General features: G+C 67.6%; 22 protein-coding genes. 13 read left to right on the top strand and 9 right to left on the bottom strand.

The features are described from left to right. Window positions 1–109 precede the first annotated feature (109 nt). Window positions 110–1438 (top strand): dicarboxylate/amino acid:cation symporter, encoded by a 1329-nt coding sequence (locus EI73_RS07420; protein ID WP_034385601.1) that lies wholly within the window; start codon window positions 110–112, stop codon window positions 1436–1438. A 40-nt stretch (window positions 1439–1478) separates the two neighbouring features. On the opposite strand, the gene EI73_RS07415 is transcribed toward EI73_RS07420, so the two are convergent. The 5 genes from EI73_RS07415 to EI73_RS07395 form a co-directional block, all read right to left on the bottom strand. Then, on the bottom strand, window positions 1479–2426 hold the full coding sequence (locus EI73_RS07415; protein WP_034385599.1) for a pseudouridine-5'-phosphate glycosidase: 948 nt from the start codon (window positions 2424–2426) through the stop codon (window positions 1479–1481). Between the two features lie 33 nt (window positions 2427–2459). After that, the gene (locus EI73_RS07410; protein WP_034385597.1) at window positions 2460–3584 is read right to left on the bottom strand and encodes a PfkB family carbohydrate kinase; all 1125 of its coding nucleotides are present in this window, start codon (window positions 3582–3584) and stop codon (window positions 2460–2462) included. 60 nt (window positions 3585–3644) lie between these two features. Continuing rightward, the gene (locus EI73_RS07405) at window positions 3645–4469 is read right to left on the bottom strand and encodes a CoA ester lyase (protein ID WP_034385594.1); all 825 of its coding nucleotides are present in this window, start codon (window positions 4467–4469) and stop codon (window positions 3645–3647) included. Window positions 4470–4550: 81 nt separating this feature from the next. After that, entirely contained in the window at window positions 4551–4943 is a 393-nt protein-coding gene (locus EI73_RS07400) for a VOC family protein (protein WP_034385591.1), read from the bottom strand. A 54-nt stretch (window positions 4944–4997) separates the two neighbouring features. Continuing rightward, window positions 4998–5879: an RIO1 family regulatory kinase/ATPase gene (locus tag EI73_RS07395; protein WP_034385589.1), complete on the bottom strand. Its 882-nt coding sequence runs from the start codon at window positions 5877–5879 to the stop codon at window positions 4998–5000. Window positions 5880–6314: 435 nt separating this feature from the next. Between EI73_RS07395 and EI73_RS07390 the strand changes: the two genes are divergently transcribed. The 3 genes from EI73_RS07390 (at window position 6315) to EI73_RS15905 (ending at window position 9596) form a co-directional block, all read left to right on the top strand. Then, window positions 6315–7316 (top strand): CorA family divalent cation transporter, encoded by a 1002-nt coding sequence (locus EI73_RS07390; protein WP_051935443.1) that lies wholly within the window; start codon window positions 6315–6317, stop codon window positions 7314–7316. Between the two features lie 70 nt (window positions 7317–7386). Beyond that, on the top strand, window positions 7387–9030 hold the full coding sequence (locus EI73_RS07385) for an ATP-dependent DNA helicase RecQ (protein ID WP_034385587.1): 1644 nt from the start codon (window positions 7387–7389) through the stop codon (window positions 9028–9030). A 68-nt stretch (window positions 9031–9098) separates the two neighbouring features. Continuing rightward, window positions 9099–9596, top strand: a complete 498-nt coding sequence (locus EI73_RS15905; RefSeq protein WP_231557304.1) for a DUF2795 domain-containing protein — start codon at window positions 9099–9101, stop codon at window positions 9594–9596. A gap of 31 nt (window positions 9597–9627) precedes the next feature. Here EI73_RS15905 and EI73_RS07375 read toward each other — a convergent pair whose 3' ends face one another. Together EI73_RS07375 and EI73_RS16245 are read right to left on the bottom strand one after the other, a co-directional pair. After that, window positions 9628–10584 carry an ABC transporter substrate-binding protein gene (locus EI73_RS07375; protein WP_034385585.1) on the bottom strand — a complete coding sequence of 319 codons (957 nt, stop codon included), beginning with the start codon at window positions 10582–10584 and terminating at the stop codon, window positions 9628–9630. Continuing rightward, complete coding sequence (locus EI73_RS16245; protein WP_156103479.1) at window positions 10581–10754, bottom strand: hypothetical protein; 174 nt, start codon at window positions 10752–10754, stop codon at window positions 10581–10583. Before EI73_RS16245 ends, EI73_RS07375 begins: the two co-directional genes overlap by 4 nt. Here EI73_RS16245 and EI73_RS07370 point away from each other — a divergent pair. Next, complete coding sequence (locus EI73_RS07370) at window positions 10753–11490, top strand: hypothetical protein (RefSeq protein ID WP_034385583.1); 738 nt, start codon at window positions 10753–10755, stop codon at window positions 11488–11490. The genes EI73_RS16245 and EI73_RS07370 overlap by 2 nt on opposite strands. A gap of 68 nt (window positions 11491–11558) precedes the next feature. Here EI73_RS07370 and EI73_RS07365 read toward each other — a convergent pair whose 3' ends face one another. Beyond that, on the bottom strand, window positions 11559–13553 hold the full coding sequence (locus EI73_RS07365) for a S9 family peptidase (protein ID WP_034385581.1): 1995 nt from the start codon (window positions 13551–13553) through the stop codon (window positions 11559–11561). 167 nt (window positions 13554–13720) lie between these two features. On the opposite strand from EI73_RS07365, the gene EI73_RS07360 reads away from it, so the two are divergent. The 4 genes from EI73_RS07360 to EI73_RS07345 all read left to right on the top strand — a co-directional run bounded on the left by EI73_RS07360 (window position 13721) and on the right by EI73_RS07345 (window position 16084). Continuing rightward, window positions 13721–13912 (top strand): hypothetical protein, encoded by a 192-nt coding sequence (locus EI73_RS07360; protein ID WP_034385579.1) that lies wholly within the window; start codon window positions 13721–13723, stop codon window positions 13910–13912. A gap of 74 nt (window positions 13913–13986) precedes the next feature. Continuing rightward, window positions 13987–15090, top strand: a complete 1104-nt coding sequence (locus EI73_RS07355) for a M20 family metallopeptidase (protein ID WP_034385576.1) — start codon at window positions 13987–13989, stop codon at window positions 15088–15090. Window positions 15091–15092: 2 nt separating this feature from the next. Then, window positions 15093–15392 carry a hypothetical protein gene (locus EI73_RS07350; protein ID WP_034385573.1) on the top strand — a complete coding sequence of 100 codons (300 nt, stop codon included), beginning with the start codon at window positions 15093–15095 and terminating at the stop codon, window positions 15390–15392. A gap of 155 nt (window positions 15393–15547) precedes the next feature. Then, entirely contained in the window at window positions 15548–16084 is a 537-nt protein-coding gene (locus EI73_RS07345; RefSeq protein ID WP_051935442.1) for a DUF4142 domain-containing protein, read from the top strand. A gap of 51 nt (window positions 16085–16135) precedes the next feature. Here EI73_RS07345 and EI73_RS07340 read toward each other — a convergent pair whose 3' ends face one another. Beyond that, window positions 16136–16792 (bottom strand): PIG-L deacetylase family protein, encoded by a 657-nt coding sequence (locus tag EI73_RS07340; RefSeq protein WP_034385569.1) that lies wholly within the window; start codon window positions 16790–16792, stop codon window positions 16136–16138. A gap of 63 nt (window positions 16793–16855) precedes the next feature. Between EI73_RS07340 and EI73_RS07335 the strand changes: the two genes are divergently transcribed. From EI73_RS07335 to EI73_RS16830, 4 genes are all read left to right on the top strand, one after another. Continuing rightward, entirely contained in the window at window positions 16856–17290 is a 435-nt protein-coding gene (locus tag EI73_RS07335; protein WP_051935441.1) for a GNAT family N-acetyltransferase, read from the top strand. A 10-nt stretch (window positions 17291–17300) separates the two neighbouring features. Next, window positions 17301–17990, top strand: a complete 690-nt coding sequence (locus tag EI73_RS07330) for a hypothetical protein (protein WP_034385566.1) — start codon at window positions 17301–17303, stop codon at window positions 17988–17990. An 82-nt stretch (window positions 17991–18072) separates the two neighbouring features. Then, complete coding sequence (locus EI73_RS07325) at window positions 18073–18618, top strand: VUT family protein (RefSeq protein ID WP_034385564.1); 546 nt, start codon at window positions 18073–18075, stop codon at window positions 18616–18618. Between the two features lie 375 nt (window positions 18619–18993). Continuing rightward, entirely contained in the window at window positions 18994–19122 is a 129-nt protein-coding gene (locus EI73_RS16830) for a hypothetical protein (protein WP_255344500.1), read from the top strand. Window positions 19123–19236 lie beyond the last annotated feature (114 nt).

The raw sequence follows: 19236 nt of genomic DNA, 5'->3' as shown, positions 1-19236 counted from the left end.
TCATGTCCAGGCACCTTCTGTTTTGCGTTGGTCTTTGTGCCCTCCCGTGTGGGGGACGGCCTAAGGCCCGTGGTGTCCTGTCTGTGTTCCCTTTCGGTGAGGTCTAGGTATGCCCAGAATCTTCCGCAGTTTGTATGTTCAGGTGCTGATCGCCATCGCGCTGGGTGTCGTGGTGGGGTTTTTGTTTCCCAGCTTCGGCGAGAGCCTCAAGCCGCTTGGTGACGGCTTTATCAAGCTGATCAAGATGATCATCGCGCCGATCATTTTCGCCACCGTCGTGAGCGGCATTGCGCATATGCGCGACACCAAAAAGGTCGGGCGCGTGGGCGGCAAGGCGCTGCTTTATTTCGAGGTCGTGACGACCTTTGCGCTGGTGATCGGGATGGTGGTCGTGAACGTGCTTGGCCCGGGCCGCGGCATGAACGTGGACCCCGCCACCCTCGATACCAGCGGCATCAGCCGGTATACCGAGGCGGCCGGGGAGCAGTCGGTTGCCGACTTCGTCCTGCATATCATCCCCGACACGCTGGTGAGCGCCTTTACCCAAGGAGACCTCCTTCAGGTGCTGCTTGTCGCGCTCCTGTTTGGCTTCGCCCTGCTGCGGCTGGGCAAGGTGGGCCAGACCATCCTGGCGGGCATCGAGGCCGTGAACAGCGCCGTCTTCGTGATGCTCGGGTTCATCATGCGGCTCGCGCCCATCGGGGCCTTTGGGGCGATGGCCTTTACCATCGGCAAGTACGGGGTGGGGACCCTCGCGCAGCTCGGCTACCTGATGGTGGCCTTTTACATCACCTGCCTGCTGTTCGTGTTCGTGGTGCTGGGCTTGATCGCCCGACTCGCCGGATTCTCCATCCTGAAGCTGATCCGCTACATCAAGGAAGAACTGCTGCTGGTGCTGGGCACCTCCTCCAGCGAGAGCGCCCTGCCGCGCCTGATCGCCAAGCTGGAACACGCCGGGGCGCAAAAGAGCGTGGTGGGCCTCGTCGTGCCCGCCGGGTACTCCTTCAACCTCGACGGCACCTCCATCTACCTGACGATGGCGGCCCTCTTCATCGCGCAGGCCACCAACACTGACCTCAGCCTAGGGCAGCAGCTTGGGCTGCTGGGCGTGCTGCTGCTGACCTCCAAGGGAGCGGCGGGCGTGACCGGCAGCGGCTTCATCACCCTGGCGGCCACCCTCAGCGCGGTGGGGCATGTGCCCGTCGCGGGTCTGGCCCTGATCCTGGGCATCGACCGTTTTATGAGCGAGGCGCGTGCGCTCACCAACTTCATCGGGAACAGCGTGGCCGCCCTGGTGATCGCCCGCAGCGAGAACGCCATCGACGAGACTCGCCTTCAGCGGGCCCTGAACGGGGAGGACCTGCCCACCCTCGTGCCCGAGGTCGCTGCCGAGGAGCAGGGCGAGGGTCGCCAGATCGACGCGCCGCTGCCCGCCTAAACCCCGCGAGGGGGCGCGTCCTGGGGTGGCCTGGCGGGGTTCAGCGCTGAAGTGCGGCGTACGCCACCGCTACTCGCGCCGCAACCGCTGCATTGTGCCGTACGAGCGCGATATTCGCCGCCAGGCTGCGCCCCCCCGTGATCTCCACGATGCGGCCCAGCAGGTAGGGCGTTGTCGCCTTGCCGGTCAGGCCCAGGGCAGCCATATCCGCGAGCGCCCGCTCGATCTGCGGGGCCATCTCTTCGGCGGGAATTTCGGCCTCCTCGGGAATCGGATTGGCGAGCAGAACGCCTCCCGTAAGGCCCAGCGTCCACTTGGCGTGCAGCACGCGGGCCGCCTCCGCCTCGCTGTGCACCGTGAGGGGCGAGGCGAAGCCGCTGCGGCGCGAGTAGAAGGCAGGGAATTCCGTCCCCCCCAGGGTGATTGCGGGCACACCCTGGGTCTCGAGCACCTCCAGGGTGAGGCCGATGTCAAGGATGCTTTTGACCCCCGCGCTCACGACGCAGACGTCGGTGCGGGCGAGTTCGGTCAGGTCGGCGCTGATGTCCATCGTCTCATGCGCGCCCCGGTGAACACCGCCCGTGCCGCCGGTGGCAAAGACGCGGATACCCGCGAGCGCGGCGATGCGCATGGTGGAGGCGACGGTGGTCGCGCCGTGGCCCCCAAGCGCGACCGTGACGGGCAGGTCACGCGTGCTGATCTTTTGCACCGTCTTATCGGTGGCGAGCAGTTCGAGTTCGTTTGGCGTGAGGCCGACCTTCAGGCGACCACCAAGCACCGCGATGGTCGCGGGCGTGGCGCCGTGTTCGCGGACCACGGCCTCCACCCCACGGGCCATCTCCACGTTCTGTGGGTACGGCATTCCGTGGCTGATGATGGTGCTTTCCAGGGCGACGACCGGCCCGCCGCTCAGGAGCGCGGCGGCGACTTCGGGATGAAGGTCCAGCAGCTGGGCGACCTGGGGACGGATGGGGGAGGGGATGGACATAAAGGCTCCTTTGTGGTGGCTTCTCTCGACCGCCTATGGCGCGGGACGTTGCAGGCGTGCCCGCACCGCTGCGGGCGTGAGGGCAGGGGAAACGGCCTGCGGGCTTTCCACGGTGAGGGCGGCGGCGGCGTGGCCGTGGCGGGCAGCTTCTGCAGGAGCGGAGCCGGCGAGAAGGGCGGCGAGGTACGCGGCGAGCATCGCGTCGCCCGCGCCGGTCACGTCCGCCACCTGGGCGGAAAGGGCAGGGCATTCGGTCAGGCTGTCCGGGGTGGAGAGGAGGCTTCCGCGTTCGCCCCGGCGGACCCAGACGGTGTGTACCCCCCGGGCGTGGAGTTCTCTGGCTGCGTCCCGCAGGGACTCTGGGGCGTCAGCCAGCTCCCGGCCCACCAGGGCGGCGAGTTCCGCGACATTCGGCGTTACGGTATGGGGGGCAAGTCCAGCGTGCAGGGCGGGGAGAAGCCGCGCAGCCTTGGGGACGCTGACCGGCTCAAAGACCACCGGCACCCCCGCCTCCGCCCCGAGGGTGAGCAGGGAGGTCAGGCTCTCGGCGCTGAGGTTGCCATCAGAGACGATCCAGGCCGCACTCCGCAGCACGCCCCGACGTTCCTGCAGGGCAGCGGGTGTGAGGGCGTCCATGCTCTGCATCGCCGCCACGGCGATCAGCAGTTCACCGCGGTCGTCCAGCACCGCCGTGTAGGTGCCGGTCGGGCCATCCACCCGCAGCACCGAACGAACGTCCACTCCGGCGGCCTCCGTCTCACGCAGCAGCAGGTCACCGGGAGGGTCACGCCCCACCACGGCGATCAGGTGCGTGTCCACCCCCAGCCGCGCGAGGTTCTCCGCGATGTTGCGGGCCACGCCGCCCGGCGCCTGGGTGCTCACTCCCGGATTGCTCGTGCCCAGCACGGCGGGGGCGAGGGTACGGACCTTGACGTCCAGATTCGCGCCGCCGACCACGACCACCCGCCGGGCCTCCTGGGGCGCGACCACGTAGCCGCGTCCCAGAAGTGCCCCCTTGCGAATCAGGTTGCTCACGTGAACATTGATGGCCGCCCGCGAGGTCCCCAAACGGCGCGCGAACTCCTCTGGAGTCCCCAGGGGCGACTCGCGGATCAGGGCGAGCAGGGCGCGTTCGCGTTCGGTGAGGGGAAGGGGCATTGCTTAATCAGAGTAAAGCGATTTGCTGTGATAAAGCAACGCCCCACCGCTGCACAGGGCTCAGGAGCGGGTGGCCTCCCAGAGCTCGAGCACCTCCTGTGCCGCGTCCACGTGCATCTGTTCGATCAGGGCGCCACGGTACGTCGCCACGCTTTTGCCCGCCGCACGGGCCTCTTGCCAGGCGGCGAGGAGGGCGCGGGCGTCCTCGGCCTCCGTCTCGCCCACACCGAAGATCGCGTTCGCTGCCGCCACCTGGTCCGGGTGAATCACTGTTTTCCCGGCAAAGCCCAGCATGCGGCCCTGTTCGCACTCGCGGGCAAACCCTTGGGCGTCGCGCACGTCATTAAAGACGGCGTCGAGCGGTACCTTGCCGTGCGCCCGCGCCGCCAGCACGACCGCCGAAAGGGCCTGCAGCAGTGGCAGTCTCTGTGGATGCGGGCGGGTTCGCAGCGCCCGCGCCAGATCGTTGGCACCCACGATCAGGCCGGCCACGCCCGGCACGGCTGCAATCTCGGGGGCGCGCAGCACGCCCAGGGGCGTCTCGATCATTGCCCAGAGGGGGACGCGCAGGTGCAGGTCACGCACGGTGCGGGCGTCCTCCACCTTGGGCAGGACCAGGCCGTCTACGCCCGCGAGCAGGGCCATCTCGCGGTCGGAATGTTCCCAGGGCGTGCCCAGGCCGTTGACCCGCACGAGGAGCGGTCCCGGCCAGCGCCACGCCAACGCCTCCTTCACGTTGCCGCGCGCCGCGTCCTTGTGCTCGGGGGCAACGGCATCCTCTAGATCGAGGATGACAGCGTCGGCGTGCAGCGTCCGGGCCTTTTCGATCGCGCGCGGCTTGTCGCCGGGAACGTACAGCACGGAGCGCCAGGGCTTAACGCTCACGCTTGGCGTCCTTTCGCCGCTGCGCTGCACTCGAGGCGAGCAGGAAGGGGAGCAGGACGAGGAGAAAGGTGAGGGGACGGCTCATTCTTTCAGCGTAAAGCCCCAGATGCTCGGAGGGGCGAGTTCCAGCACGTTCCCGGCAGGGTCCTCGAAGTACAGGCTCTCGCCGCGGTCCCCCCAGGCATAACGGGTGACCTTGAGGCCACGTTCTTCCAGCCGTGCCTGCCAGCTGTCCGTCTCCTCCCGCCGAATGGCGAGGCAAGCGTGCCCGCCCGGCTTCCCGGCGTGTGGGGGCACGTCGCCCGGCTGCGCGCTTGCCCGCGGGTCGAAGATCAGCAGCATGCTGTCCTCCAGCCGGTAAAACAGGTGCCGCCCCGCCACCTTGCCGTACAGCGGGAGGCCGAGCACCTCCGAGTAGAAGGTCTCGGCCCGGTTGAGGTCATCCACGTACAGGCAGGTTTCGAGGGTGCGCATACGGAAAAGCTTAGAACACTCGGCAAGTCGTGTTTTTGCCGCCAGCAAGCGCAGCTACGGCAGCAACACCCGCGGAGTCGGTCCGGGTCCTGCCGCCCGGCGCTGCACCTCGCGCAGGGTCTGTTCGCCCGTGGTCTCCAGGCCATGTGGGCGGAAGCTGCCCGCCAGGCTCTCGGCGTCGCGGCGCGGGAGGTCGCGGAACTTGGGGTTCGAGCGGGTCGTGAGCTGTGGAAAGTCGATGATGGTCACGCGGTTCTCCCACCACAAGAGGTTGTAGGTGCTGTAGTCGCCGTGGGCGTAGCCCAGCCGCAGCAGGTCGGCCAAGCCCTGCACCGCCTGCTCCCACGCGCTGCGGGCCTCTGCGGGTGTGAGGACGGCGTCGCTGAGGCGGGGAGCGGGCGTGTCCTCGCTCCCACAGAGGCGCATCAGGACGGCGGGAACAGTCTGTTCGTACTCGGAGGGTTCGGGGCCAACAAGCGGTTCGGGAACATTCAGGCCCGCGCGCCACAGGTGCCACAGGTGCGCGTACTCGGCACAGACCCAGCTCGCCTGAAGAAGCGCCCGCCCCTTGCGGCTGCGGCGTCTCATCGCCTTGGCGGCGCGCCTATCCAGGATCACCTGGCCCTCGCGGTACACACCGTCGCGTCGAAAGGCGCGGGTTTCGAGGTCGCGGTAGAGCTTCAAGAGGACGCTGCCGCGGGGGCCGCGGGCCACATAGGTCGTCGCCTCCTTGCCGCTCGCGAGTTCGGCCACCACCGTGGTGATGTGCCCACGCTCGATCAGAAACCGAATGAGTTGGTCCTGCGTGTCCCCGCTCTCCGGATCGGCCGTCAGGTCCGCGAGCCGGCGGCGGCCCAGGGGCTTTTGGGCCTTGCGTTTGAGGCGGCGGCTCGGCGAAGCGTCCGTGTCTTCGTCTGTGAGCCAGCGGGCACTCATGGGCGCCCCGGGGGCGCGTTACGCGTGCAGAAGCGAGGAACCGGTGGGATGGGGTGCGGCAAAGTAACTCCTGGGGGCGGCGAGAAGTTCCTGTAGGGTCGCGGTCAGGCTGCCAGTGGGGTTGTCGGTCATGCACGGCACCTCCTTCCGGTGATGCCTTACAGTAGCAGGTGAGTGAGCAGTGAGGAAGCCGCGGAACGCTGCATAGGCCACTCTGCGTATCGGGCGGACATTTGTGAGGGCTGAAGGCAGATTCAGCCCTTTCTCCTTAAAGCTTTAAAAAGAAACAAGGCCCGTTTCTGAAGGTGGTGGCTTTGCCTGAGTGCCCTTTGCTTCACTGTGGGTGGGTATGTCAGGAACTTCAAGGCCAAGGGTGCACCCAGGACACCGAAACGGGCTGCGTTCTGCCCTGCCGGTTGCCGGGGGGGAGACGCTGTGACCACCCCCCGGCGAGAGAACGAGGAGAACCGGGGCCTCCGCGTCTACCTCTTTGGCGCGGAGGGTCACGACCGGGAGGTGCAGCTCAGTGAGGAACTCGTGCAGGGGCTGTGCGCGTCGCAGCTTCTGTGGGTGGATGTGCCGGGTCGGGAGGCACGGGAGCTAGAAAGGGTCGCGGCCCTTCTCGGGCTAGACCGGCGGGCTGTGCAGAACCTGGCGGACCCTGTGCCTCAGCCCCGTGTGGAGAGCTACGGCGAGGTCTTCCGGGTGGACGTGCAGGCCGTGCGGGAACAGGACGGGCGGCTCATCGGCGACGAGCTGAATATCGTGGTTGGTCCCAACGTCCTGCTGACCGTTCACCCGGAGAACGTGGGCTTTGTGAGCGAGTTTGCCCAACAGCAGCGGGGCAACGGCAAACTCGGTCAGCTCACGTCCGAGACATTTCTGGCCGCGCTGCTCAACTGGCACCTCAACAGTTATCTGCACGAGGTCGAGGCGCTCGAAAGCCAGCTTGACCGTCTGGACGAGGACATCCTGCGGCGGTCTTCCGGTCGGGACTTCCTGAGCGAGCTTGTGCGCTGCCGCCGGCGAACCGGTGAACTGCGCCGCCTCCTCACCGCTCACCGCGACGTGTACGCCACCCTGTCCCGTCCTGATTTCAAAGCGCTGGCCGATCCCGAATCCGCCCGGAACTTCGACGCCCTAGAAGACCGCTTCGAGCGGGCGGTCACCTCGGTCGAGGGGGTACGGGAGGGCATCCTGGGCTCCTTTGACCTGTACATGAGTAGCCTTAGCCAGCGCACAAACGACACCATGCAGCTCCTGACGGTCGCCACCGTGGTGATGGGGCTGTGGGCGCTCGTCTCGGGCCTTTTTGGCATGAATTTCGACGTGCCGTGGTCCAAAACCGGCTGGGAGGGGTTCTTGGTGATCGTGGGCGTCCTGCTCCTGCTCTCGGCCTTGATCCTGGCGGGAGCCCGGCGGCGTGGCTGGTTGTAAACGCTGCTCACGGACATATTCCGGATTCCGAAAGTTCAACCGTCCACCCGAGCCCTGAAAGGAAGCATTCATGCCCCGATCCACCAAAACCATGCAACGCGCGCAGCGCATCGCCCAGGACGTTTTTGGGTACGATCACCTGCACGCCGGCCAGAAAGAAGCCATCGAGTCCGTCTTGGCGGGCCACGACACCCTCGCCATCATGCCGACCGGCAGCGGCAAGTCGGCCATCTACCAGATCGCGGCGCTCTCGCTGAGCGGGCCGACCGTCGTCGTTTCCCCCCTGATTGCGCTGCAACGGGACCAGGTGGAGGCGCTGGAGGAAAGCGCGCCCGGTCAGGCGGCCCTGATCAACTCCACCGTGAAACCCGCTGAGCGCGCGGCAACCTTTGCTGCTTTGGAGGAGGGTGACCTCGAATTTCTGTTCTTGGCCCCCGAGCAGCTCAGCAGCGAGGAGACGCTAGAACGCCTGCGGGCCGCCGAACCCTCGCTGTTCGTGGTCGACGAGGCGCACTGCGTCTCCGAATGGGGCCACGACTTCCGCCCGGAGTACCTGCGGCTTGGCGGGGTGGTGGAGGCGTTGGGGCACCCGACCGTCCTGGCCCTCACCGCGACTGCCGCGCCGCCCGTACGGGAGGAGATCGTCGCCCGGCTGGGCATGCGTCACCCCCGCGTGCTCGTACGCGGCTTCGACCGCCCCAACATCCACCTTGCGGTTCGGCCGTTCGCGGACGAGGGCACCAAACGGACGGCCCTGCTGGAGGCCGTGGTGGAGGCTCACAAACCCGGCATTGTCTACGCGGCCACCCGCAGGGGAGCAGAAGCGTTCGCACGCGATCTGGGGGAACGTGGGGTGCAGGCGGCCGCCTACCACGCTGGGATGACCGCCAGCGCGCGCGAGGCCGTGCAGACCGCGTTTATGGCGGATGAGCTGGAAGTGATTGTAGCCACCACCGCCTTTGGGATGGGCATCGACAAGCCGAACGTGCGTTTTGTGCATCACCTCGACATTTCCGGGTCCATCGACGCCTACTACCAGGAGATCGGGCGAGCAGGACGGGACGGGGAAGCGGCTTCTGCCATCCTCTTTTTCACGCCCGGCGACCTCAAGCTGCGCCGCTTCTTCGCGGGCACGGCTGTTGTGGACGCCGACCAAGTCGAACAGGTCCTGCGGGCCGCGCAGCAGCATGCCGAGCCGGTGGACCCCGCCGAGCTGCGCGAGGAAACCGGCCTCTCGCCCAGCCGCCTGCTGAGCGCCGTGAGCCGCCTGGAGGAGGTCGGGGCGCTCGAGGTACTACCCAGCGGCCAGGTGGTGGCCTTTGAGGGGCCGGAGGCTCCGGAGGTGGCGGCTGAGGCGGCGTTGGCGCAGGAACACCGCCGCATCTTCGAGTGGTCCCGACTGGAGATGATGCGCGGCTACGCCGAGATGCGGGCCTGCCGCCGCGAGTACCTGCTGAGCTACTTCGGCGAGCAGTACAGCCCGCCCTGTGGCCGCTGTGACAACTGCGACGCGGGCCACAGTCCGGGAGCGGAAGCGGGCACGAAGGTGCCCTTTGCCCTGGGCAGCCGCGTCCGGCACCCCAGCTTTGGCACGGGCCAGGTGGTGCGGTATGAGGGTGAGAAGATAACTGTGCTGTTTGACGAGCAGGGCTACCAGACGCTGGCGCTGCCCGTCGTGCTGGAAAACGAGCTGCTTCAGCCTCTCCCGGCTTAAGCGGGTGTAAAGGTCCGTGAGCCTTCGCGGTGCCTCCCGGCCCGGATAATTGGCCCCAGGAGGGCGACATGGCAAAGATCAACCCGATCCAGCTTCAAAAGCACCTCAGGGGCGTGGACTACCCGGCCAGCAAGCGGGACCTCGTGGCGGCGGCCGAACGCAACGGCGCGGATGAGGACATGCGCGCGGCCCTGAACGCGCTTCCCGACGAGGAATACCAGACCCCCGCCGACGTGAGCCGGGCCCTTGGCGACAACGGGGGAGGTGACGATGAGAGCCCGGAAGGTCGCGGGCACAGAGGCCATAAGGACCAAGACGACCGACCGGAGCGGGACGGCGACCGAGACGAGGACGCGGGAATCAATCCCATTCAGCTTCAGAAGCATCTCAGGGGCGTGGATTATCCGGCCAGCAAGCGGGCCCTGATCGAGGCCGCCGAGCACAACGGCGCGGATGAGAACGTGCGCGCAGCCCTAGGCCGCCTTTCCGACGAGGAATACCAGAAGCCCTCTGACGTCAGCCGGGCCCTGGGTGACCTCCTAGGGGGCGACAAAGACAGCAGATAACGCGGCTGGGTCCCCGCTGGTCTGCTTCGCCTCAGCGCACCGTCTTGCTGACCAGGCTGTTGGTGTAGAAGTTTTCGGCCTTTGTGCCGCCGGGCAGACTGCCCTGCCGAACCAGCGCGGCAACGGCCTTGGCCCAGGCGGCGGGGTCGCTGGCCCCCAGGCCGTTGGCTCGGGTGTAGGCGCTCTCGATCAGCGGTGTGCTGGCCCGCAGGACCTCCAGCGAACCGCCGCCCGCTCCGAAGACCGGCTGCGCGATCCTATAGGCGCGGGCGGGGTCTGCGACCGTAAACTTCAGGCCGCGCTGCGAGGCGCGTACGACCTTGCGGGCCAGGTCGCCCTTCAGGGTCTTGTCGAGGGTGATGAGACCTGCGCCAACCATCGGGTACGCGCTGCTGGGGTCAAGCGTGTACACCTTTTGCCCGGCCTGCCGGAGTTGTACGACCTCGTTATTCACGTAGCCTACAGCGGCGTCTACCCGGCCAGCCCGCACGGCCTCGAGCTGGGTAAAGCCGATGGGGGCGAGGCGCACGTCACGGCCTTCTTGCAGGCCCGCGCTCTCCAGCAGGGCGCGCGTCGCGGCGTAGCTGCTGCCAAAGGTGCCGGGAATGCCCAGCGTCTTGCCTTTGAGGTCCGCAGCCCGGTTCAGGGGCTTGAGGCTCAAGACGGTGATCGGGGCCTTTTGGTACATCGCCATGATGTACCGCACGGGCGCGCCCTGGTTCCGGGCAAAGATGGCGTCCTCGGGGTCGCCCACGATGAAGTCGAGCTTGCCCTGAAGCAGGAGCGGCATCAGCTCCGAAACGTAGCCGTGCTGGAACTTCACGTTCAGCCCCTCGGCGCGGTAGTAGCCCAGCCGGTCCGCGACATAGAAGGGCGTGAACTGCACGTTGGGGATGTACCCCAGGCCGATGGTCACGGTGCGGGGCGTGCTCTGCGCGCAGGCCGTAGCGGCTGCCAGCAGGGTCAGGAGAGAGAGGGCACGCGTCATGAGGGCGAGTATAGGGACGCGGGAGAACGGTCATGGGACTTCGCCCCGCTTTCCCGTACCTGTCCCTGAGCCCCGCCGCTGCACAGGTGGTAGACTCCGGGGTACGCCTGCGCGCCCGAGGAGGGCAGGCCGCCCGGCTCACCGGGAAGGCGCAGGGAAAGGAAGATCATGACCGACGATACCAGGCAGCACACCCCGAACGCGATGGGCGGGGGCGCGACCGAGACTCCGGAAGAACTGCGGGGCATCCTGCCCGAGCTTCAGGGCGAACCCGACGAGGACCCCGTGCTGGACGCCCAGGAGGCTGAACATGAGGGCTTGAGCGCTGCCCTAGAGGGCGGCAACGTGGCGGGGGACGAGGAGGGCGAGGACGAGTACATCGACGCTGACGACCTGCTCGCGCTGCTGGGCGAGATGAAGGAGATGCTCGAGGCCCAGAGCAAAGAAATCCGCGGCCTGCGCCGCGAGATGCGCGAACTGCGCGAGAGCCAGGGCGGGCAGGGGGGCTTCCGTCCCCGCGAAGATCGGGGGAGCTTCCGTCCGCGTGAAGATCGCGGCGGCTTCCGTGGTGACCGCGAGGGCGGTTACCAGGGCGGGCAGGGGGGCTTCCGTCCCCGCGAAGATCGGGGGGGCTTCCGCCCGCGTGAAGATCGGGGCGGCTTCCGTGGTGACCGCGAGGGCGGTTACCAGGGCGGGCAAGGGGGCTTCCGTCCCCGCGAAGATCGGGGGGGCTTCCGCCCGCGTGAAGATCGGGGCGGCTTCCGTGGTGACCGCGAGGGCGGTTACCAGGGCGGGCAGGGGGGCTTCCGTCCCCGCGAGGACCGCCAGGACTTCGGTGACCGCGAGTTTCGCCCCCGGGCCCGTGCCGACCGTGGCTGGGGCAACAAGCGCCGCGACGAGGAGTAGGGCGCGCCGCAAGAGGGTGGAAAAAGGCCGGTGACGACCGGCCTTCTTCCTTTTCGGCGAGCGTAGACCTAAGCCGTCGTCTCGGTCGCTCGCTGCTCACGGGGTTCTGTGGCCTGCAACCACGTCTCGAGCCACGCGAGGTATTCCTCGAGCCGTTTGAGGCGGCGGTCCGGGCGGCCCGAGCGTGACAGCTCGTGGTCCTCGCCGGGGAAGCGCACAAAGCGCACGGGAACGCCGTGAAGACGCAGCGCTGCGTACCACTGCTCGGCCTGCTCGATGGGGCAGCGGTGGTCGAGGACCGAGTGAACGATCAGGGTGGGCGTGCGAACCTGCTCGACGTATTTCAGTGGGCTCATGTCCCAGAGCCGTGGGGCGTCGGCGCTGCGGTGGAAGTTGAGGCCCAACTCATCGTCCCAGAAGCGCATGCCGATGTCGGAGGTGCCCCCGAACGAGAGCAGGTTGCAGATGCTGCGGTCGGTGATCGCCGCTCTAAAGCGGTCGGTGTGCCCGGTGATCCAGTTGGTCATGTAGCCGCCGTAGCTGCCGCCCATCACCGCCGTCCGCCCCGAGTCGAGGGCCGGGGAGGCTGCGAGGCAGGCATCCAAAAAAGCCAAGAGGTCTGCCATGTCCACCGTGCCCCAGCGGCCGAAGATGGCCGACGACCAGCTTTGCCCGTAGCCCGCGCTGCCCCGCGGATTGCTGTAGCACACCGCGTAGCCGTGCGCCGCAAGGAGCTGAAATTCGTGCATAAAGGCGTGCCCGTAGGCGGTGTGTGGCCCCCCGTGAATACTCAGCACGGCGGGCGCGGGAGCGTCTCCGTCCGGGAGCAGCACCCAGCCCTCGCCCTCCCCCAGCTCATTGAAAAAGGTCACGCGCTGCGGCGTGCGGGCCGGGAAGGGGAGGCAGCTTTGCAGCTCCGTCACTCGGACGCCATTGAGTTCTACCTCCGGAAAGCGGTCTGCCCGCTCGCGGATCAGGGCCACGCCGCCTCCCCGCGCAGTAAAGGCAGAAATAACGGTCTGAGGATCATGGTCCTGGGGGGTGACGGTGCCGTCCAGCCCCACTCGGAACAGGCCGCAGGAGCCGCCCACCGTGCTCAGGACCAGCAGGGTCTCGTCGTCTAGCCATACGGGCCGCTCGGGAAAGGCCCCCACATGGCAGTCACCGCCGACCAGATTGCCGATGGGGCGGTCCCAACCCGCATCCAGCCGCCGCCAGCGCCCATCTCCCTCCACCAGAAAGAGGTGCGGGTCTTCGGGGCTGCCCTTCCCCTCGGGGCGGCCGACCAGCGCAAAGCGCACGCCGTCTGGGTGGGGAAGAACCGTTCCAATGGCCGAGTTCCAGCGGGTGAGGCGAGTGCGCTTGCCGTCCAGATCCAGCGTGTCCACCTCCTGCCGCCACTGCACGGCATCCTCCTCGGTCGCGCTCGAAACGAGCAGGACGCCGCGGCTGTCGGGCCACCAGGCGTAGGTTGTGACCTCTACGGTGGGCGTCAGCCACTCGTGCAGCTCTCCTGTGGTGAGGTCATAGCGCCAGAGGCGAGCGGGCCGTTCGGGCAGCCAGTCGCGCCCATTGAAGCGGGGGCGGGGTCGGGTGATGACGCGCGCCTCACCCCGTTCGTCGCGCCGGTCCTCGTCGTCTCCCGTGCTCAGGAAACTCAGCCAGCGCCCGTCCGGGCTCCACTGTACGTCTTGCACGCCGCCCCGAAAGCGTGTCACCCGCTGCGCCTCACCTCCCGTGAGCGGCAGCAGGAACAGTTGTGCCTTTTCCCCGCCCCCCTCACGCACAAAAGCGAGGGTCATCCCGTCTGGGGACCAGCGCGGTGAGCTGTCGCGGCCCTCTCCCCGGGTCAGTTGCCGGGCCTCTCCACCCGCCGAGAGCCACAGGTGTGACCGGTACCGGGGCTTTGGGAAGTCGGGGTCAGGTTGGTGCGGGGTTTCCTCCTCCACCCGCGTCAGGACAAAGGCGACGCGGTGGCCCTCCGGGCTGAGCTGAGGATCGGAGGGGAATGAAAGGGCGAGCAGGCTCTCGGGGCCGGGAACAGCACGCTGAAATGAGGTCATACGGCAGTCAACCACAAGTTGGGCCTCATGATGTTTCGCTCAAGAGGGCAAAAGCTGGTTCTTGCCCAGCGAGCACGGTCACGGTCTAGCCTGAGCGTACTGGAGCGGTCGACCACCTGCCCCCCTGCACGTGCGGGGGCATCAACCCACTCCCACTGGAGGCGTGAATGCACGAACTTTCCTGCACCTGGGTGCCTGGAACCATCGATATCGTCCGCCTGAAAGTCTCCGGCCGAACCATCGAACTGACGAGTACCCGGCTCGCGCGGATCTTTGGGCAGCAGGCGCTCAATGACCTGTACCTCAAGGGCCGTGTCACCCTCAAAGCCGACCCGCAGCAGGTGGCCCTGCTCGCCTGAAGTTGCCCCAAGCGCCCCGCATTCCGCCTTCTGCGCGGATGGTGCGGGGCGTCTGCCGTGGGGGCGGCGGTAGCATGGAGGGCATGCAGCCTGACCTTGCGGCGATGCTCGCCGACCTGCGAACCCTGGTGGAGCTCGAATCGCCCTCGACCGACGTTGTCGCTGTGAACCGCGTGATGGATGCGGTGGAGGGCTGGGCACGTGATCTGGGGGCGGAGACCCGCGCCCTGCCCGGCGGCACCCGCCGCTTTCAGTTTGGGGTGGAGGCGGGAGCTCGGCCCCTGCTCGTGCTGATGCATGCCGATACGGTCTGGCCGCAGGGCACGCTGGCGGCCATGCCGTTTCGGGTGGAGGGGGAGCGGGCCTACGGTCCGGGCACCTACGACATGAAGGCCGGAATCGTGGGGGCCTTTCATGCTCTGCGGGCTCTGGGTGGCAGGTGGCCTGTGGGCGGCGTGCAGGTGCTGCTTACGCCTGATGAGGAAATCGGCAGCCTCAGCAGCCGCGAGCACATCGAGGCGGCGGCGCGGGGGGCGCGGGCGGTGCTTGTCGTCGAGCCGCCCGTCGCTGGCAGCCACGCGCTGAAAGTGGGGCGCAAGGGTGTGGGCGACTTCGTGCTGACCTTTCACGGCGTCGCTTCCCACGCGGGGAACAAGCCCGAAGAGGGGGCGAGCGCGATCACCGCAGCCGCCCGCGCGGTGCTGGAGGTCGAGGCCCTCGCCCGCCCGGAGGTGGGCACCACCGTCAGCGTCGGTCTGATTCGTGGGGGGACCGCCACGAATGTGATTCCCCCAGAGTGTGTTCTGGAAGTCGATGTGCGTGTTTCCACCCTGGCGGAGGGCGAGCGCATCACCAGGGCCATCCAGGCCCTACGGCCACAAGACGCGCGCGTGCGGCTTACCGTAACGGGCGGCCTGAACCGTCCTCCCTTCGAGCGGGGTCCCGGGACGGAGGGGCTTTTCGCGCGTGCGCAGGCCCTTGCCCGCGAGCTGGGCTTCGAGATCAGCGGTGAGGTGGTGGGGGGCGGCAGCGACGGCAACTTCACTGCACCCCTCACGCCCACGCTGGACGGTCTGGGAGCGCCCGGCGACGGTGCTCATGCCGCCCATGAACACGTTCGTCTCGACCGCTGGCCGGACCATGTGCGGCTGCTGACCCGGCTGATGCAGGAGCTCTAGAGATGTTTGGCCTCTTTGGCAGAAAAAAACCCAGCCATCCGTACGTGAGGCAGGAAGACGAGCAGACCTTTCGCGTTCGTGTTCGCACCCTGCGCCACGGGGACGTGGTGGAATTCCGCTTTACCAAGGCCGCCCACATCGGGGCGGACGAGGGGGGCGGCTACCTGTTTCGCAAGCCGGTGGTGAGCGCGCAGCACTTCGACCGGGGCGAGCTGGTGGTGCGCTTTGACGCCCGCTACAACGTCACCGCGACCGAGGGCGAGGGCGTGGCGTTCATCCCGGTCAGCGAGTGGGAGGATTGAGCAGCACGGTGGTGCCGGACTGTCGCCGGCATACCTTTTCGAGCAACTCTCAAAACTTCCTTGACCCGAACTTATGACCACGTGAAGGCGAGGCGCTGTTACCCGCCGGGCCAGGCTGCCAAGCTGCGGTCAACACCCTGTTTGGAGGTTGTGCCATGAAAAACCGCCGTCTTGTTTCCATGCTGGCCCTCTCCCTCGTTTTCCCGACCGCCCTCGCTGGCGGGATGGCCGGGATGCCGATGGGTCCCGTGAGCACCGCTCAGGTCTCGAACGACAGCGACGTGCTCTTTATGGAAGTTATGACCATGAGTAACCTCGCGGAGATCGAGACCTCGCGCCTTGCCCTGCAAAAGAGCAGCAATGCCCAGGTTCGCGCCTTCGCTCAGATGATGATTACCGAGCACACCCGTGCCCAGAACGAGCTGAATGCCATCGCCGCCATGAAGGGCGTGCGGCTGACCGACAAACCGGGGGCAGACCAGCGCCTCCTGTATAACCGCCTCAGCACGCTGTCGGGAGCTGCCTTTGATGCCGCCTACAAGAACGTGCAGGTCAACGGCCACGCCATGACCCTCGACCTTATCCAGACGTACCGCAGCCTGCCTGGTCGGGACGCACGGGTGCTCGCCTACGCCGCCAAGACGCAGCCGGTCGTGGCGGCGCACCTCGAGCGGGCGAAGACGCTGCCTTAGGCGCGCGGCCTGGCCGGGGAGCCTGGGCTTGGCCTCAGGCTTTTTCTGTTTCTAGGCTCGTCCGACCTCGTGGAACGTCTCCTCGGTGATGCGTTCGGGGAACTTGCGCAGGAAATCCACGGTGCTCAGGGCCTGAGAACGGTGGCAGGCGATGGCCTGGAGCTTGCGTGTGATGCGGTGCGTCACGTCACGGCGGATATTCGGGCGGAGCCAGGCGGCGCGCAGGGCCTCGTTCTCGGGGGGCGTGTCGCTGGCGTAGTACCACAGGCGAGGCCGCTCGCGCTCCGGCAGGCTCTCCCAGGCGGCCCGCACGGCGCGGTGTGTGGTCACGTGGTCGGGGTGGCCGTTGCTGCCGTTGGGGGGAAAAGTCAGCACGATCTCCGGGCGGTGGCGCGTCATGGCCTCGCGCGCGACCGCCACCAGCGGGCCGAAGGGCTGGTCTTGGAGGAACTTGTCGGGAAACTCGTGCTGTTCGTGCACCCTCAGGCCAATCACGTCCAGGCAGGCCCGCAGTTCGGCGGCGCGCATCCGCGCGAGTTCCTCCGGGCCCTCCGCTAGGCCCAGCGTGCGCCCTGCCTCGCCGCGTGTGAGGGTGACCAGGCCGCAGCGGTGCCCCTCGTCAAGCAGGTCCATCAGCGTGCCGGACGCCCCGTACACCTCGTCATCCGGATGGGGCACGATCAGGAGGAGCTTCATGGGTTCGCTCATGCGCCCCAGGATAGGCGCTGTGGTCGGTGCACTCCTGCTGCCCCCTTGCGGCAGGATAAAGCTGTGGGCACCAGCTTTGTTCTCCGTGACCTCCACCAGCCCGGCGACTTCCCGGGGGTGGCGGCGCTTCTGTCTGCTTCCGACCCTACATGGCCCGTCACACCCGAGCGGCTGCGGGCGTGGGACAAGGCCGCTGACCCCGCTCTGTTCCTGACCAAGGTCGCGGAGGTGGAAGGACGCGTCGTCGCTGTGGGCTGGGCCAGCCGTGACGAGTTCGCCTGCGAGGAGCGGAACCTCCGCGTCCGCCCCCAGTGGCGAGGGCGTGGGATCGGCAGGGCGCTGTACCGGGAACTGCCTGCGCGAGTGCGGGCACGAAGCGGCCGAGAACGGCGCACCCTGCTGCCTGGGGGGCCGCGCCACGCGCCTGAGGGACCAACTCAGCCTGGACGGTACAGCGTGACCGTGGGCGAAGAGCGCTGGAGAGAGGCCGCCCCGTAGAGGCCTGCCTATGCTGCTCAGCATCGACTGGGACGCCTTTTCCGGTACGCGCGAGCTGGTGTTTGACGCGCCCATCTGGGGCACCCGCGACCGCGAGGATGACCGCTGGGGGGCCTGGCGGGTGCGTGCCCACAAACGTGATCCGCAGGCCCCCGGCTGGACCGCCCTGGACGCGGACTTTCCCCTCTATTCCGGCTGGGAGGCGCTGGAGCGTTACGCGGGGGTGCCCGCAGCCGTCACCCTTACGCATGCCGATGCCTGGGCTTGGCTGGAAGCCTGGCCCGGGCAACCTGTACTGAATGTGGATAGCCACCACGACCTAGCGAGCCTCAGCGGGGACGGGACGCGGGTGCGGCCGGGCAACTGGGCGGGGCTGGCGTTGCAGGCCGGGCGAATGGCCCGCTACACCTGTCTCTATCCCGACTGGCACGCGGGCCTGCCGGTTGCGGAGGGATACGACCTGGACCGGACCCGCGCCGAACTCGCTTCCCTCCTGCCGCCTGACGTGCTGGAGCGCGTGACGCTGGCGCGGATGGCCCGGCCCGCGGACGGTCTGCCTGACCCCGCGCAGGTCACGGCGCTGCTGCTGGTGCAGTCGCCCGCCTGGACCAACCCGGCGCACGACGCGGCCTTTTTGCGGCTGGCGCAGCTGTTGCGGGCCGTGCCGCTGACGCCGCCCGTGGACCGTACGAAAGGCTGAGCACGCTTTTTCCCCGCCGGTACCTGCTACCCTCTGGGGCGGCCCGCGACCTGTTCTGTCGCCGCGGCTGGAGGAAGACGCCATGACCTATTTCGTTGCTGGCCGCCCAGTGGGCCTGCTGATCGCGCTGTATGCCGCGAGCATCCTGCTTGCCAACCTGACCCTCAACCAGTTCATCCCGCTTCCCGTGTTCGGGCTGCTGAGTGTGGGGACCATCTTTTTTGCCGCAGTGTTCACGCTGCGTGACCGCATTCACCGCGTGGGGGGCCTGCGGGCCGTCTACGTTGCCATCGCCCTGGCCCTGCTGGTGAACACGCTCGCCGCGCTCCTGACCGGCACACCCTGGCGCTTTATCGGCGCGTCGTTCCTGGCGATTCTGGTTGGAGAACTCAGCGATACCGCCGTGTACCAGCGCCTGCTCGAGAAAAGCTGGTGGACACGGGTGCTTGCCAGCAACGCCGTCAGCGTGCCCCTGGATTCCATCCTCTTTACGCTGCTGGCCTTTTGGGGCGAGATGAGCCCGCGCGACATCGCCCAGATCATCTTTGCGGACATCCTCGCCAAGTACGCCATCGCCGCCCTGTTCGCCCTCCGGGTACGCCGGGCTGCCCACGCCGCGACCCCATGAGACCGACTGGCTCTGATTCCAGAACATCCGGGAAAGCACCCCAGGGTCTTCCTTCAAAGCCAGTCGGTCTTCTTTGCTGCTCCCTCTGCTTCGCAGCTTTGCAAGTCTGGCCGAGTTCGTCGAGGGCTCACCGCCATTTCGTATGAGCGGGCGCTCCTCCATCAAGACCATCCCCAACGCGCGGCCCCACCTCAGCACGGTCGTCGAACACATTCTTGAGCTGCCCGAGCTGTGTCCGGTGACTCGTAACCCCGCCTCGGGCAGCACGCTCACGCTGCGCTACGTGGCGGGCGAACGGCTGCTGGAGCTCTTTAGCCTCGAGGCCTACATCGACACCTTTGTTGGGCATGCGGTTGTGCGTGACCTGGAGTTTTTGTGCAGACGGCCGCTCAGGACGCGGCGGACGCGCTGGGGACCGAGGTCACGGCGCTGGCCGAGGTGCGCCTGAACGGGCTGCGCCAGAAGCAGCGCGTCACCGTGGTGGCGGTGCCGGATACACACTGACGCCGGGCGCGGGCGAGTACGCTGGTGCATGGCCGACGCTTTTTTCAAGGGATTGGTGCGCTGGGTCGCGCGCTTTCGAGGAGTTGCCGTGTTCCCGCGTGGGGGCTCGTCTCA

This window comes from Deinococcus sp. YIM 77859 (assembly GCF_000745175.1).
Lineage (GTDB): Bacteria > Deinococcota > Deinococci > Deinococcales > Deinococcaceae > Deinococcus.
The sequence above is the reverse complement of the archived record's forward strand: the minus strand, read 5'-3'. Positions and strand labels throughout refer to the sequence as shown.